The following is a 14,410-nucleotide window of genomic DNA, read 5'->3' as shown; positions in this document are numbered from 1 at the left end:
GAAGCTAAGCCTCTCAGCGCCGATGGTACTGCAAGGGGGACCTTGTGGGAGAGTAGGACGCCGCCGGACTTAACGTAAGAAAGATGTGGCCATCGGCCCTCCATCGAGAATTCGCAGGGGAAACCCTCGTTCTCGGTTGGGGCCGGTGGCCATTTCTGTTTCTGCCGCCGTTCACTCGACGCCGGCTCCGGTTCGTGATGGACTGGAACCACCGTCGGGCGACCGACGCGGCACCCAACACAACGACACAGCGGATGAACGCCCGAGGCACTGCACCGGGCTCGCGATGAGGAGCAACGGTGGCGAACGACGACGATCAGCGGCGGAACGACGGCGACCGCGGAGATCGACCCCGGCGGGACGGCGATCGTTTCCCCCGTCGTGATGGTGCTCCGCGTCGTGACGACCAGAGCAACGGCCGGTGGTCCTCTGGTCCTCGTGAGTTCGAGCGTCGCGAGGGTGACCGTCGCGATCGTCCGCAAGGTGGGGACCGTCCGTTCCGCGATGGTGCTCCCCGCCGGGACAGCGCTCCGCGTCGTGACGGCGATCGTCCGTTCCGGTCAAGCGACCGCAATGACCGACCCTCGTGGCAGGGTGATCGTGGCGCCGCCGGCCGTCCGCCGCGCGGGGATGGTCCGCGTGGTGCCGATCGCCCGGGTCGTGACGGTGACCGTCCGTACCGTGGTGGGTCTTCGGATCGTCCGGCTCGTGATGCTGACCGTCCGTACCGTGGTGGGAGCTCTGACCGTCCGCGTCGGGACGGTGACCGCCCGTACCGCGGTGGCTCGTCCGATCGTCCCGCTCGTGATGGCGATCGCCCCTACCGCGGTGGCTCGGACCGTCCCGCTCGTGATGGCGATCGCCCGTACCGCGGTGGCTCGGACCGGCCCGCTCGTGATGGCGATCGCCCGTACCGCGGTGGCTCGGACCGGCCCGCTCGTGATGGCGATCGCCCGTACCGTGGCGGGTCCTCGGACAGGCCGCGCCGTGACGGGGACCGACCCTTCCAGGGCGGTTCGGACCGCCCGCGTCGTGATGGCGATCGTCCGTACCGCGGCGGATCCTCGGACCGTCCGGCTCGTGATGGTGACCGTCCGTACCGCGGCGGATCCTCGGACCGCCCGCGTCGCGACGGCGACCGTCCGACCCGTGGTGGTTCCTCCGACCGTCCGTTCCGTGGCGGGTCCTCGGACCGTTCCAGCCGCGATGGTGGCGAGGAGCGTCGTCGGTTCGGCGACGGCTCCCGGCACGCCGGTGCGCGCTTCGGCGAAGCGGCCCGCGACGACTGGGAAGACCGCGATCCGTACGGCACGAAGTCCATCCGTCCGCGTCACGAGGACCCGGAGATCCCCGAAGAGATCGATGCGCGCGACCTCGACCCGGCCGCCCGCATGGAGCTGAAGACCCTCAGCAAGGACAACGCGGACTGGGTGGCTCGTCACCTGGTGGCTGCTGCGCTGTTCGTCGATGACGACCCGGAGACGGCGAACCAGCACGCGCTGAGCGCGGCTCGTCGTGCTGGTCGGGTCGGTGTCGTCCGTGAGACCGCTGCCATCACCGCCTACCGTCTCGGCGACTTCGCCACGGCCCTGCGTGAGCTCCGCACCTACCGCCGGATCTCGGGTCGCAACGACCAGCTGCCGATGATGGTGGACTGCGAGCGCGGCCTCGGACGTCCGGAGCGCGCGCTCGAACTCGGCCGCTCGGTCGAACGGTCGGCCCTCGAGACACCGGTGCAGGTCGAACTCGCGATCGCCATGTCCGGCGCCCGTCTCGACCTCGGGAATCCCACAGCTGCGCTCGGCGAGCTGGAGATTCCACAGCTCGACCCGTCCACCGCCTACACGTGGTCCCCGGCGCTCTACAGTGCTTACGCGGCCACGCTCGAGGAGCTCGGTCGACAGGACGAGGCCGACGAGTGGTGGGCCCGAGTGGACCGCGCGGTAGCGGCCCTCGCCGAAATCGCGGACGACAACGCTTGGGAGACAGTTGATGTGGTCGAGGAAACGATCGAAGTCGAAGTACATGGAGACGCCGGAGACGCCGGAGACGCCGGAGACGACGACGCCGAAGACCTCGGAACCGACAACGTCGCGACCGACGCACTCGACGGCGACGACGACTCCGCCGACGATGTCGACGACGACCTCGACGACGAACCAGCCCTCGACGACCTCGACGACGACACCTCGGCAGCCGACGAGCCCGGCGAGATCGACGACGACAACCCCCGCGACGTCGACGGCTCCGCAGCCGGCTGAGCACCCGGCGGCGCTGACCGACGGCGTCGACGTGGTCCTCACCGACCTCGACGGCGTCGTCTACCGGGGCCGCAACGCGATCCCGCACGCGGTCGAAGCACTGACCCGGGCATCCCTCACGGCGCGGGTCGGCTACATCACGAACAACGCATCGCGCCGCCCGATCGACGTCGCTGAACACCTCGAGCGCTACGGGCTCGAGGTGTCCGAGGGCGACGTCGTCACCTCGTCGCAGGCCGGCGTCCAGCTGCTCGCGACCCTGGTGCCGGCCGGGTCGACCGTCCTGGTGACCGGCGGGCTCGGCCTGTCCAGCATCGTCGAGGCAGCCGGGTTCACGGTGACGTCGAGCGCCGAGGACTCTCCGGCAGCGGTGATCCAGGGCTTCTCGCCGGATCTCGGCTGGAAGGAACTGGCCGAGGCGTCGTTCGCCCTGGCCGACCCGGACGTGCCGTGGGTGGCGACGAACATGGACTGGTCGATCCCCGTCGAGCGCGGCATCGCCCCCGGCAACGGGACGCTCGTGTCCGCCGTGCACCAGGCCGTCGGTCGCATGCCCGTGGTCGCCGGCAAGCCCGAGCGGCCGATCTTCGACACCGCGGTGGAACGCTTCGGCGGCGGTCGGACCCTGTTCATCGGTGACCGGCTGGACACCGACATCAAGGGCGCGAACGACGTCGGGATCCCGAGCGTGCTCGTGCTCACCGGCATCGACCAGGCCAAGCAGGTGCTCGCGGCCGACCAGCGCTCGCGTCCCACCTACGTGCTGGAAGACCTCCGCGGCTTGTCCCAGCCGTACCCGGAGACGGTGCGGCGCGAGGACGAGGACGGCACCCGGTACGTGACCGTCGGAACCTCGACGGTGGCGATGCGCGGGCACGTGGTCCGGGTGCTCGACGCCGGGACGGACATCGATCGACTGCGCGCCGGCTCCACGATCATCTGGGAGTCCGAGTTGGCCATCTACGGGCTCGACGTCGACCCGCAGCTGTACGGCGGCGAGTAGCGTGTCGGACGTGCCGAACCCCGAGCAGCCGTCCGCCGAACCCGAGCAGCAGGACGCCTTCGCCGCGCGGACCGCCGAGGCAGAGACGCTCCCGCTCGTCGATCGCGCCGACGCCTTCTCCGCGCTGCACGACGAGCTGCGGACGCGGCTCGAGAGCGGCGGCTCCGCGAGTGCCTGAGCCGGACGGAGCCGTCCCCGACGCGACCCCGGTCCGCCTCGACGCGCTGCTCCCTGCACGCGGACTCGCTCGGTCGCGCACCGTGGCCAGCAAGCTGATCCAGGACGGCCGCGTGCTCGTCGGCGGGCGTGCCGTGCTCAAGCCGTCGACGCCGGTCGCGCCAGACGCCGAGATCGAGGTCGACGCCGCGGACGAATGGGTGTCGCGTGCAGCCCGGAAGCTCGTCGGTGCGCTCGACGCCTTCGACGTCGACCCTGCCGATCGTGTCGTGCTCGACGTCGGCGCGAGCACCGGCGGGTTCACCCAGGTGCTGCTCGCACGTGGTGCGCGCCGTGTCATCGCGCTCGACGTGGGCCACGGACAGCTGCACCCCACCATCGCGCTCGACGAACGCGTCGCCGTGGTCGAGGGGACGAACGCCCGGAACCTCACGCGCGCCGACTACCTGGCGCTCGACGACGCAGCCACCGACACGAGCCTCGTGGTGGGGGACCTGTCCTTCATCTCGCTCAGACTCGTGCTGCCGGCGCTGGCCGAGGCCGTCCCGGCGGACGAGTTCGTGCTGCTGGTGAAGCCCCAGTTCGAAGTGGGCCGCGGCGGTGTGCGCGAGGGCATCGTGCACGACGCGGGGCTGCGGAACGACGCGCTCATGAACGTGCTCTGGGCGGCGTGGGACCAGGGCCTCGGTACCAGCGGGCTCACCGCATCGCCGATCGTCGGGACCCACGGCAACCACGAGTACCTGGCCCGCTTCCAGCGCGGTGTCGGGGGCAATCCGACAGAATGGAGAGTCCGGGCGACCGAACTCACGGAAGGGTCTTCATGAGCGACGAACGGCACATCCTGCTCGTGTCCCACACGGGTCGCCGCGACTCGATCGACGCCGCGGTCGAGGTCTGCGACCTCCTGCACGCCGCCGGTCTCACGCCCGTCATGCCCTTCGACGAGTACGCGGACATCCGCCGCGCCGAAGCGTCGGTCGGCAAGGTCGACATCCTGGGCGTCGACGTCCAGCCGAACCAGCTCGAGATCGTCATCGTGCTCGGCGGCGACGGCACGATCCTCCGCGCCGCGGAACTCGTCCGGAACACCGGTGCTCCGTTGATCGGCGTGAACCTGGGGCACGTCGGGTTCCTGGCAGAGAGCGAGCGCGACGGTCTTGCCGAGACGGTCGAGCGTGCGCTGTCCGGCGAGTACAACGTCGAGGAACGCGTCACCCTGCAGGTCGACGTCGTCGTGGGCAACCAGATCGTCTACTCGAGCTGGGCGCTGAACGAAGCCACGATCGAGAAGGCGTCCCGTGAGCGGATGCTCGAGGTCGTGACCGAGGTCGACGGGCGCCCGCTGTCGTCCTTCGGTTGTGACGGTGTTGTCGTGTCGACCCCGACGGGCTCCACGGCGTACTCGTTCTCGGGTGGTGGCCCCATCGTGTGGCCCGATGTGGACGCACTGCTCATGGTGCCGCTGAGCGCCCACGCCCTGTTCGCCCGTCCGATCGTCGTCGGGCCGGACTGCACGCTCGCGATCGAGGTCCTGCGGCGAACGAGCGGCGTCGGCGTGCTCTGGTGCGACGGACGCCGCACCCACGACCTGCCCCCGGGCGCCCGCGTCGAGGTCCGGCGTTCGCCCGACCCGGTGCGCGTCGCCCGGCTCAAGGACGCCCCGTTCACCGACCGGCTGGTCGCGAAGTTCCAGCTGCCCGTCGCCGGGTGGCGCGGCCCCCAGAGCGACGAGGACGACCGATGAGCACGGAGAACACCCGATGATCGAGGAGATCGCGATCCGCGACCTCGGTGTCATCGGTGAGACCACGCTCGAACTCGGGCCGGGCTTCACCGTCGTCACCGGGGAGACCGGTGCAGGCAAGACGATGATCGTCACCGCACTCGGGCTGCTGCTCGGTGCGCGGGCCGACGCCGGTTCGGTTCGCCGTGGCGCGTCGAGCGCGGTCGTCGAAGGCCGCTGGCACGTCCCCGAGCAGGACGCGGTCGCCGAACGTGTCGAGGACGCCGGCGGCACCGTCGAGGACGGCGAGCTCATCCTCACCCGCACGGTCTCCGCCGAGGGGCGCAGCCGTGCCACGGTCGGCGGTCGCAGTGCCCCCGTCGCGGTCCTCGGTGAACTCGCCGACCAGCTCGTCACCGTGCACGGGCAGTCCGACCAGATCCGCCTGACCTCGGCCACCGCGCAGCGGGCGGCGCTGGACGGGTTCGGGGGATCCTCGCTCGAGAAGGCCCTCGCCCGGTACGTGGCCGCGTACGACGCCTGGCAGCAGCACGCCGGTGAACTCGAGGTCCTGGTCCGTGACCGGGACGACCGGGTGGCCGAGGCCGAGCGCATCCGTGCGGCCTCCGACGAGATCGAAGCCGCCGACCCGCAGCCCGGGGAAGACGTCGAGCTGGCCGAACGCGCCGAGCGCCTGGGGAACCTCGAGGAGCTCCGGCTGTCCGCTGCCCTGGCGCACGAGGCACTGTCCAGCGAGTCCCTCGACGGCGTCTCGGACGTCGTCGGCCTGGTCGAGTCCGCGCGCCGTGCCGTCGAGCGTGTGGTGTCGTCGGACAGTGCCCTGCAGCCGGTGCTCGAGCAGCTCACGGAGCTGGGCATCCAGGCAGCCGAGGCGTCGGCGAGCATCTCGAGCTACCTCGGTTCCCTGGAACCCGAAGCCGGGCACGACCTCGAACTCATCAACGAACGCCGGGCGTTGCTGGCCGGCCTCACCCGCAAGTACGGCGAGACGGTGGACGACGTCATCGCCTACGGTCAGCGCGCGAGTGACCGGCTGCTCGAACTCGACGGCGACGACGACCGGATCGCGGCGTTGCAGCAGTCGGTCGAGCAGGATGAGCAGGCGCTCGAGTCCGCCGCCGCAGCGCTCACCACGGCGCGTACCAAGGCGGCGGCCGACCTGGCGAAGCGTGTGACGGCCGAGCTGAAGACCCTCGCGATGGGTGGCGCGACCCTGGTGGTCGAGGTCACCGACGCGGGGGAGTACCGCCGCCACGGCCGTGACCAGGTGACGATCCTGCTCCAGCCGCACTCCGGCACCGACCCCCGGCCGATCGGCAAGGGGGCGTCCGGTGGTGAGCTGTCGCGCGTGATGCTCGCGATCGAGGTCGTCATGGCTGGCAGCACCACCGTGCCGACCTTCGTCTTCGACGAGGTCGACGCGGGTGTCGGTGGGGCGGCGGCCATCGAGATCGGCCGGCGGCTGGCGAAGCTCGCCGAGCGCACGCAGGTCATCGTCGTCACGCACCTGGCCCAGGTCGCCGCGTTCGCGAACAACCACCTCAACGTCGTGAAGGATGCCAGCGGTGCCGTGACCTCGTCGAGTGTGCGACGGCTCGAAGGCGAGGACCGGCTGCAGGAGATGGCTCGGCTGCTCTCCGGGCTCGGCGACAGCGCCAGCGGCATCGAGCACGCCCGCGAGCTGCTCGACGTGGCCGGCCAGCGGGCCTGACGGTCGGACCGGCCTGGTCCCCCGGTGACCCGGTCACGGCCCGGTGACCGGGCCACGGCCCGGTGACCGGGCCACGGCACGGTGACCGGGCCACGGCTCGACGACCCGGCCACCCACCCGCGCAACGCCCAGGGCGAACCGGGGTCGCGCCTCCCGGCAGTTCTGACGTACGATGGAATCCCGTGGCGGACACTCTCAGCGGCGGTACCAATTCTTCGAACTCGACCCCGAAGGTGACGAAGCAGATCTTCGTGACCGGCGGGGTCGTCTCGTCTCTCGGCAAGGGCCTGACGGCGGCCAGCCTCGGCAACCTGCTCACTGCTCGCGGCCTCAAGGTCGTCATGCAGAAGCTCGACCCGTACCTCAACGTGGACCCGGGCACCATGAACCCGTTCCAGCACGGCGAGGTCTTCGTGACCGACGACGGCGCGGAGACGGACCTCGACATCGGGCACTACGAGCGCTTCCTCGACATCAACCTGTCGCAGGCCGCGAACGTCACGACCGGTCAGGTGTACTCGACGGTGATCGCCAAGGAGCGTCGCGGCGAGTACCTCGGCGACACGGTGCAGGTCATCCCGCACATCACCGACGAGATCAAGCGCCGGATGCGCGAGCAGGCGCAGAACGACCCGCAGCCCGACGTCATCATCACCGAGGTCGGGGGCACCGTCGGCGACATCGAGTCGCAGCCGTTCATCGAGTCCGCCCGTCAGGTGCGGCACGAGCTCGGCCGAAGCAACGTGTTCTTCGTGCACGTGTCGCTGGTGCCGTTCATGAACGCCTCGGGTGAGCAGAAGACCAAGCCGACCCAGCACTCCGTCGCCGCGCTCCGCTCGATCGGCATCCAGCCCGACGCGCTCGTGCTGCGGAGCGACCGTCCGGTGTCGGAGTCGAACAAGCGCAAGATCGCGCTGATGTGCGACGTCGACGAGGACGCCGTGGTGAACGCTGTGGACGTCCCCTCGATCTACGACCTGCCGACGCTGCTGAACAACCAGGGTCTCGACCAGGTCATCGTCGAGGCGCTCAAGCTCGACGCCGGTCCGGTCGACTGGACCGCCTGGACGCCTGTGCTGAAGGCCGTGCACGAGCCGAAGAAGGACGTCACGATCGCGCTGGTCGGCAAGTACATCGACCTGCCGGACGCCTACCTGTCCGTCACCGAGGCGCTCCGTGCGGGTGGCTTCGCGCACGACGCGAAGGTCACGCTGAAGTGGGTCGTGTCCGACGACTGCACCACCCCCGAGGGCGCGGCGAAGCAGCTCGGCGACGTCGACGGCATCTGCATCCCGGGTGGGTTCGGCGTGCGCGGCATCGAGGGCAAGCTCGGCGCGCTGCAGTTCGCGCGTGAGCAGGGCATCCCGACGCTCGGCCTGTGCCTCGGCCTGCAGTGCATGGTCATCGAGTACGCCCGCCACGAGGTCGGTCTGACCGACGCGTCGAGCACCGAGTTCGACCCGGAGACCTCGACCCCGGTCATCGCGACGATGGCGGAGCAGGTCGACATCATCGCCGGTGGGGACCTGGGCGGCACGATGCGCCTGGGCCTGTACCCGGCGTCGTTCACCGAAGGGTCGCTGGCGGCGGAGCTGTACGGTGCGCCCGAGGCCTCCGAGCGGCACCGTCACCGCTACGAGGTGAACAACAAGTACCGCGAGCAGATCGCGGATGCCGGCCTGGTGTTCTCGGGCACCTCGCCCGACGGCACGCTGGTGGAGTACGTCGAGCTGCCGCGCGACGTGCACCCGTTCTACATCGCCACGCAGGCGCACCCGGAGCTCCGCTCGCGTCCGACCGATGCGCACCCGCTGTTCGCGGGGCTCGTCGCGGCCGCGATCGAGCGCCACGAGGCGTCCAGCCTGTTCGACCCGCAGACCGAGGAGCAGGTCGCGTAAGCGCCGGTCTCCACGATCGGACGGGAGGCGCGGTGCCAGCTGGCACTCCTCCCTCGCAGGCTCGGTCGGCGCGACCCGCGCAACGCTTCGCGTCGCCGCTGAGCGGGGCGCGCTCCCGTCCGTCCGTCGCCGCGTCAGGGGCGCGTGCTTGGATGGTGCCGTGACAGACGCACCCATCGCCGACGAGTCCGCCTCCTTCGAGGTCACCGAATCCACCGTCGTCTACGAGGGCGCCGTCTGGGACGTGCGTCGCGACACCGTCGCGTACAACGGTGACGCGATGGTCCGCGAGTACATCGACCACACCGGCGCGGTCGCGGTGTACGCCGAGGACGACGAGGGCCGCGTCCTGGTCATCCAGCAGTACCGGCACCCGGTGCGGATGCGTGACTGGGAGCTGCCCGCCGGCCTGCTCGACATGGCGGGCGAGGACCACCTGACCGCCGCGAAGCGCGAGCTGGGCGAAGAGGCCGACCTCGAAGCCGACACGTGGGAGCCGCTGATCCGCTACAACACGTCGTCCGGCGGCAGCGACGAGTTCATCCAGGTCTACCGGGCGCGCGGCGTGCGGTCGACCGGGTCCGCGTTCGAGCGCGAGGCGGAAGAGGCCGACATCGTGACGCGCTGGGTGCCACGGGCGGAGCTGCTCGACGGGATCCTGGGCGGTCGGCTCAACAACTCGGCCCTCGTCGTCGCGACGCTCGCGGTCGAGGCCATCGAACAGCGCAGCAAGTGAGCGGGGCAGCGGTCGACGGTCTGCGTGACCTGGTCGGCGCCGGTGCCTGGACGCACGAGCCGCAGGCCTCCGTGCTCGACGGCGACGTGTTCCGTGTCACCGCCGTCGAGGGCAGCGATGCCTGGCGGACCACCTCGTACGGGTTCGTGCACGACTCGGAGCACGCGCTGCTGCAGCCGACCGACGGCCCGTTCTCGGTCGAGGCGTCGTTCGTGCTCGACTACACCGAGCAGTTCGACCAGGCCGGGGTGTTCCTGCGCGTCGACGAGCGGACGTGGATCAAGGCCGGTGTCGAGTTCTCGGACGGTGCTCCTCAGCTCGGCGCCGTGGTCACGCGTGGGTTCTCGGACTGGTCCGTGTCGCCCGTGCCGGAGTGGGTGGGCCGGGTGGTGACCGTCCGCGCGAGCCGCGACGGTGACGCCGTGACGATCCGGGCGTGGGCCGAGGGCGACGAGCCCCGGCTCGTCCGGGTCGCGTACCTGGACCCGGAGGCCGTCGTGTCCGCGGGGCTGCTGTGCGCCGGGCCGACGCGGGCTGGCTTGACCGTGACGTTCACCGGCTTCCGGGTGGGCGCGCCGGACGAAGCGCTGCACTGACGGGCAGGTGGCCGTTCGCCGGTTAGCCTGCTGAGGTGATGCCCCTCGATCGTGCCGTGGAGACGTACCTGCGGCACGTCGCGATCGAGCGGGGACTCTCGCAGCACACGCTGTCGGCGTACCGGCGGGACCTCGCCGTGTTCGCCGAGTGGCTCGGCGTCGCACCGGTCGTCGAGTCGGACGGCGCTGACCGGGCCGGAGGCTCCTCGGTGCTGCAGGACGTCGCTCGCCTGGCGCGGGCGGACGTCTCGGGGTTCGTCGAGCACCTCGCCACGCGACCATCGGGACCGTTGGCGCCGCGGTCGATCGCGCGCATGCTCAGTTCGGTCCGTTCGTTCACCGCCTTCGCCGCGGGAGAGGGCTGGCTGCCGCTCGACCCCGGCACCGCCGTCCGACCGCCGAAGGCTCCCATGCGGCTGCCGAAGGCGATCCCCGTCGAGGACATGGAACGGCTGCTCGGGGCGGTCTCCGTCGACGCGGACGACCCCGTCCAGCTGCGGGACAAGGCCCTGCTCGAGCTGCTCTACGCCACCGGTGCGCGGATCTCCGAGGCGGTGGGGCTGTCGGTCGACGACGTCACCACGCTGTCGGACGCCGCTGCCGACGCTCCGGGCCCGGGCCCGGGCCCCGGTGCGGACGGGCTCGCCGTCGTGAAGGTCACCGGCAAGGGCAACAAGCAGCGGATCGTCCCGCTCGGCAGCTTCGCGCGGGCCGCGATCGACGCGTACCTGGTGCGGGCACGGCCGGTGTTCGCGGTACGGGGAGCGTCGACGCCGGCGCTGTTCCTCGGCGCCCGTGGTGCGCGGTTGTCGCGACAGAGCGCCTGGCTCGTGATCCAGGCCGCTGCTGCCGCCGCCGACCTGGAGGCGCACGTGTCACCGCACACCTTCCGGCACTCGTTCGCGACGCACCTGCTCGAGGGCGGTGCTGACGTCCGCGTGGTGCAGGAGCTGCTCGGGCACGCGAGCGTCGCCACGACGCAGATCTACACGATGGTCACGGCCGACATGCTGCGGGACGTGTACCAGACGGCGCACCCGAGGGCGCGGCGGCAGGCGCTGCCGGATGGGCGCGACGGGCGCGCTTCGTGAGCAGCAATGGTCGGGTCGCGGTATCGCACTCGACATCTCCTGCTCACGAAGTGCCGTCTCCCGGTGCACTACGGTCGGGGCGTGCCCTCGACCCTCGACGACTTCTGGACCGCACGACGCCTCGAGCGACCGGACCTTCCGGTGGACGTGCCGGAAGCCTGGTCGTTCGGTGCGACCCCGGAGCAGGCGGACGCGCTCCTGCAGCTCGTGCTCGACGGGGTCAAGGTCGGCACGGCGTCGTCGCTCTGGGACTACGAGGCGACCGGTGACCCGCTGCCCGCAGTGGACGAGTTGAGCATCGTGACCGACGGCTCCGATGCGCCCCGCGCGGTCATCGAGACGACGCTGGTCCAGGTGGTCCCGTTCGATCAAGTCGATGCTGACCACGCCTGGGCCGAGGGTGAAGGCGACCGCACGCTCGAGCACTGGCGGGCCGTGCACGAGGCGTTCTGGCGTGCACACTCCGAGCACCCGCGCGGGTTCGCGCCGGACATGCCCGTCGTGTGCGAGCGGTTCCGGCTGCTGTGGCCGGACGGCTGAGACCTTCGGTCAGGCGGGAACCGGCTCCGCGTCGACCTCGGTGAAGACGTCCTTCACGGCCGCGAGCAGCCGCGCGTTGAACTCCACACCGAGCTGGTTCGGCACGGTGACGAGCACGGTGTCGGCAGCGCGGACGGCCTGGTCGGCCGCGAGCTCCGCGACGAGCTGTTCGGGCCCACCGATGTAGGAGCGGCCGAACCGGGCGAGCCCGCCGTCGAGGTGCCCGACCTGGTCCTGCCCCTCGACCTGCGCGCGCACGCCGAAGTAGTGGCGCGACTCGTCGTCGATGATCGGGATGATGCTGCGCGAGACCGACACCCGTGGGGTCCGCTCCCAGCCCGACTCCGCCCACACCCGGCGGAAGCGCTCGATCTGCTCGGCCTGCAGCTGGTCGAACGGCACACCGGTGTCCTCGGTCAGCAGGGTCGAGGACATCAGGTTCATGCCCTGCTCGGCCGTCCACTCCGCGGTGGCGCGGGTGCCGGCACCCCACCAGATGCGGTCGCCGAGCGAGTCGGACAACGGGAAGATCGGCAGGGACCCGACCGATCCGGTCATCTGCGGGTTGGTGTTGGCCATCGGCTCGCCGGCGATCGCACGGCGGAACACGCTCGTGTGCGCTCGGGCCATGTCGCCACCGTTCTCATCGGAGGCGTCGGGCACGTAGCCGAACTGCTGGTAGCCGGCGAGGGCGGTCTCGGGTGATCCCCGCGAGACGCCGAGCTGCAGTCGCCCGCCGGAGATCAGGTCGGTGGCCGCGGCCTCTTCCGCCATGTAGAGCGGGTTCTCGTAGCGCATGTCGATGACGCCGGTCCCGATCTCGATCCGGCTCGTCTTCGCGGCGATGGCGGCGAGCAGCGGGAACGGTGCGGCCTGCTGCGGCGCGAAGTGGTGGACGCGGAAGTAGGCGCCATCGACGCCTGCTTCCTCCGCTGCGACGGCGAGGTCGATCGCCTGCACCAGGGCCTCTCGCCCGCTGCGCACCTTCGACCCCGGCACGTCACGCCAGTGTCCGAACGACAGGAACCCGATCTTCGTCATGTCCATGCGAACGCATCCGGGGGCGGGGTCATTCCGCCGCGACTACCGTGTCCGGGATGGAGGACCCCCGCCCCGCACTCGAAGCCGAACGCGCCCGCAACGAACGGCTGCTGACCGAGGTCGAGCGGAGCATGCGTGACGTCAGTGACGCCCGGCAGGATGCCAACTCCGACGACGAGCACGACCCCGAGGGTGCGACCCTGGCGTGGGAACGTGGCTCGCTCGGTGCGGTCCGCGACGGTGCGCAGCTGCGGATCCGCCAGGTGGACGCCGCGCTCGCACGGATCGACGAGGGCACCTACGGCCGCTGCACGGTCGGCGGCGAGCCGATCCCGGAGGCCCGGCTGGCCGCCGTCCCGTGGGCGGCGACGTGCGTCGCGCACGCTTGAGGCTCGGGGATTCCACTCGCAGGTGAGATTTCTTTAGTATTTTGCCGCCGACCGCGCGTGGCGTTCTTGTCGGCGCCTCGCGTCCCGCAATCATGACGCCATGACGCAGACCACCATCTACCGCACCGAGCCGATGGCGACTCGTGCCCTCGGCGCCGAGATCCGACACGATCACGAGCGGTTCGTCCAGCTCCTCGAGCGCGTGAGCGGCAATCAGTTCGGCTCGTTCCAGAAGGTCGAGTGCGAGGTGCCACACAAGGACGTCGAGACCGAGCGAGGGAGCGTCCGTCTTGACGTGCAGCTGACCTTCGACAGTGGCTTGGTCGGGATCGAGGCGAAGCTCGACCACGAGCTGACCGAGCGGCAGGTGGACGCCCAGCTCGAAGCGCTCGGCGACACCGGCGCGCTGTTCGTGCTGGTGCCGCGTAAGGAGTCGCTCGCTCGCTCGGTCATCGAGCACGAGCGAGTCAGCGTTATCGACTGGGACGAGGTTCTTGCGTGCTTCGACGCCCCTCGGCTGGTCAAGGACGACATCGAGGGCGAGGGGCGCCTGCTGAAGACGACGGTCGAGGCCCGGCTGCACGGCCTCGGGCTCGGTGCGCGGATGCCTGGCTGGAAGGTGCGGGTGCAGCGCGGGGACGGCGGTATGCCGTCGATCGTCTTCGAGCGGCCGCTGCACGACGGCAAGGATGCGAAGTGGATCCGCGGGCAGATCCAGGTCCCGGGGCGCGGGATGCCGCCGTACCTGGAGGACACGCAGTTCGAGGGGTTTGTCGGATTTTCGGTGAACCACCTCGACGAGGCCGACTTCCCCGATCCAGAGGGTGATGAGCAGGCGCCGGCGTGGGTCCGGGCGCTCGAGGTCTTGGACGACCAGGTCTTGTCGGAAAACCCGGGCGGGATCGCGGTGAGCCGTGGGTCGGCAGGCAACGGTCGGAAGGGTCTCGGCAAGCACAAGCTGCCGCTCGCGAAGCGCCACCTGTCCGGGCGCACGCACCTGGCGAGGGGCTACACCGACTGGTCCATCGGCCCGAAGACCGAGCTCGTCGGCATCGATGACCTCGACGCGCTCGTCGAGACGATGGTCACCTGGAGCAACGGCTGGTTCAAGGCGCTGCAAGGCTCACCGCTCGCGCGACCGGCGCAGTAGCGGCGACCACCTGCTCGCCGGGAGGCGCGGCGCAACCCCGCCCCGCGCCTCCCGGCCTGCGCACCCCGCG

At 70.7% G+C, this 14,410-nt stretch carries 14 protein-coding genes; 13 read left to right on the top strand and 1 reads right to left on the bottom strand.

Features of this window, described 5'->3' with window-relative positions; genetic code table 11:
* Positions 1 to 1,391 precede the first annotated feature (1,391 nt).
* From ITJ50_RS15115 to ITJ50_RS15065, 11 genes are all read left to right on the top strand, one after another.
* Positions 1,392 to 2,261 carry a hypothetical protein gene (locus ITJ50_RS15115; RefSeq protein ID WP_194590826.1) on the top strand — a complete coding sequence of 290 codons (870 nt, stop codon included), beginning with the start codon at positions 1,392 to 1,394 and terminating at the stop codon, positions 2,259 to 2,261.
* A gap of 31 nt (positions 2,262 to 2,292) precedes the next feature.
* A complete protein-coding gene (locus tag ITJ50_RS15110; RefSeq protein WP_231564126.1) occupies positions 2,293 to 3,264 on the top strand; it encodes an HAD-IIA family hydrolase in 972 nt (323 codons plus the stop codon).
* 10 nt (positions 3,265 to 3,274) lie between these two features.
* Positions 3,275 to 3,442 (top strand): hypothetical protein, encoded by a 168-nt coding sequence (locus tag ITJ50_RS15105; RefSeq protein ID WP_156155395.1) that lies wholly within the window; start codon positions 3,275 to 3,277, stop codon positions 3,440 to 3,442.
* Complete coding sequence (locus tag ITJ50_RS15100) at positions 3,435 to 4,268, top strand: TlyA family RNA methyltransferase (protein ID WP_194590825.1); 834 nt, start codon at positions 3,435 to 3,437, stop codon at positions 4,266 to 4,268. Before ITJ50_RS15105 ends, ITJ50_RS15100 begins: the two co-directional genes overlap by 8 nt.
* Positions 4,265 to 5,188, top strand: coding sequence for an NAD kinase (locus ITJ50_RS15095; protein WP_017886924.1), 924 nt, complete (start codon positions 4,265 to 4,267; stop codon positions 5,186 to 5,188). Before ITJ50_RS15100 ends, ITJ50_RS15095 begins: the two co-directional genes overlap by 4 nt.
* Before the next feature lie 16 nt (positions 5,189 to 5,204).
* Complete coding sequence (recN, locus tag ITJ50_RS15090; protein ID WP_071251335.1) at positions 5,205 to 6,899, top strand: DNA repair protein RecN; 1,695 nt, start codon at positions 5,205 to 5,207, stop codon at positions 6,897 to 6,899.
* A 182-nt stretch (positions 6,900 to 7,081) separates the two neighbouring features.
* Positions 7,082 to 8,797 carry a CTP synthase gene (locus ITJ50_RS15085; protein ID WP_194590824.1) on the top strand — a complete coding sequence of 572 codons (1,716 nt, stop codon included), beginning with the start codon at positions 7,082 to 7,084 and terminating at the stop codon, positions 8,795 to 8,797.
* A gap of 160 nt (positions 8,798 to 8,957) precedes the next feature.
* Positions 8,958 to 9,533 (top strand): NUDIX domain-containing protein, encoded by a 576-nt coding sequence (locus ITJ50_RS15080; protein WP_017886921.1) that lies wholly within the window; start codon positions 8,958 to 8,960, stop codon positions 9,531 to 9,533.
* Positions 9,530 to 10,129, top strand: coding sequence for a DUF1349 domain-containing protein (locus ITJ50_RS15075; RefSeq protein ID WP_017886920.1), 600 nt, complete (start codon positions 9,530 to 9,532; stop codon positions 10,127 to 10,129). The genes ITJ50_RS15080 and ITJ50_RS15075 overlap by 4 nt, the downstream gene beginning before the upstream one ends.
* A gap of 38 nt (positions 10,130 to 10,167) precedes the next feature.
* Positions 10,168 to 11,220, top strand: coding sequence for a site-specific tyrosine recombinase XerD (locus ITJ50_RS15070; protein ID WP_194590823.1), 1,053 nt, complete (start codon positions 10,168 to 10,170; stop codon positions 11,218 to 11,220).
* An 81-nt stretch (positions 11,221 to 11,301) separates the two neighbouring features.
* Positions 11,302 to 11,760: an ASCH domain-containing protein gene (locus tag ITJ50_RS15065; RefSeq protein WP_416354621.1), complete on the top strand. Its 459-nt coding sequence runs from the start codon at positions 11,302 to 11,304 to the stop codon at positions 11,758 to 11,760.
* 9 nt (positions 11,761 to 11,769) lie between these two features.
* Here ITJ50_RS15065 and ITJ50_RS15060 read toward each other — a convergent pair whose 3' ends face one another.
* Positions 11,770 to 12,807 (bottom strand): LLM class flavin-dependent oxidoreductase, encoded by a 1,038-nt coding sequence (locus ITJ50_RS15060; protein ID WP_194590821.1) that lies wholly within the window; start codon positions 12,805 to 12,807, stop codon positions 11,770 to 11,772.
* Between the two features lie 50 nt (positions 12,808 to 12,857).
* Here ITJ50_RS15060 and ITJ50_RS15055 point away from each other — a divergent pair, with 50 nt between their 5' ends.
* On the top strand, positions 12,858 to 13,190 hold the full coding sequence (locus ITJ50_RS15055; protein ID WP_056069831.1) for a TraR/DksA family transcriptional regulator: 333 nt from the start codon (positions 12,858 to 12,860) through the stop codon (positions 13,188 to 13,190).
* A gap of 100 nt (positions 13,191 to 13,290) precedes the next feature.
* Entirely contained in the window at positions 13,291 to 14,340 is a 1,050-nt protein-coding gene (locus ITJ50_RS15050; RefSeq protein WP_194590820.1) for a hypothetical protein, read from the top strand.
* Positions 14,341 to 14,410 lie beyond the last annotated feature (70 nt).

This window comes from Curtobacterium sp. VKM Ac-2889, from assembly GCF_015350855.1.
Taxonomy (GTDB): Bacteria; Actinomycetota; Actinomycetes; order Actinomycetales; family Microbacteriaceae; genus Curtobacterium; species Curtobacterium poinsettiae.
This window is presented reverse-complemented; position numbering and strand designations above follow the sequence as displayed.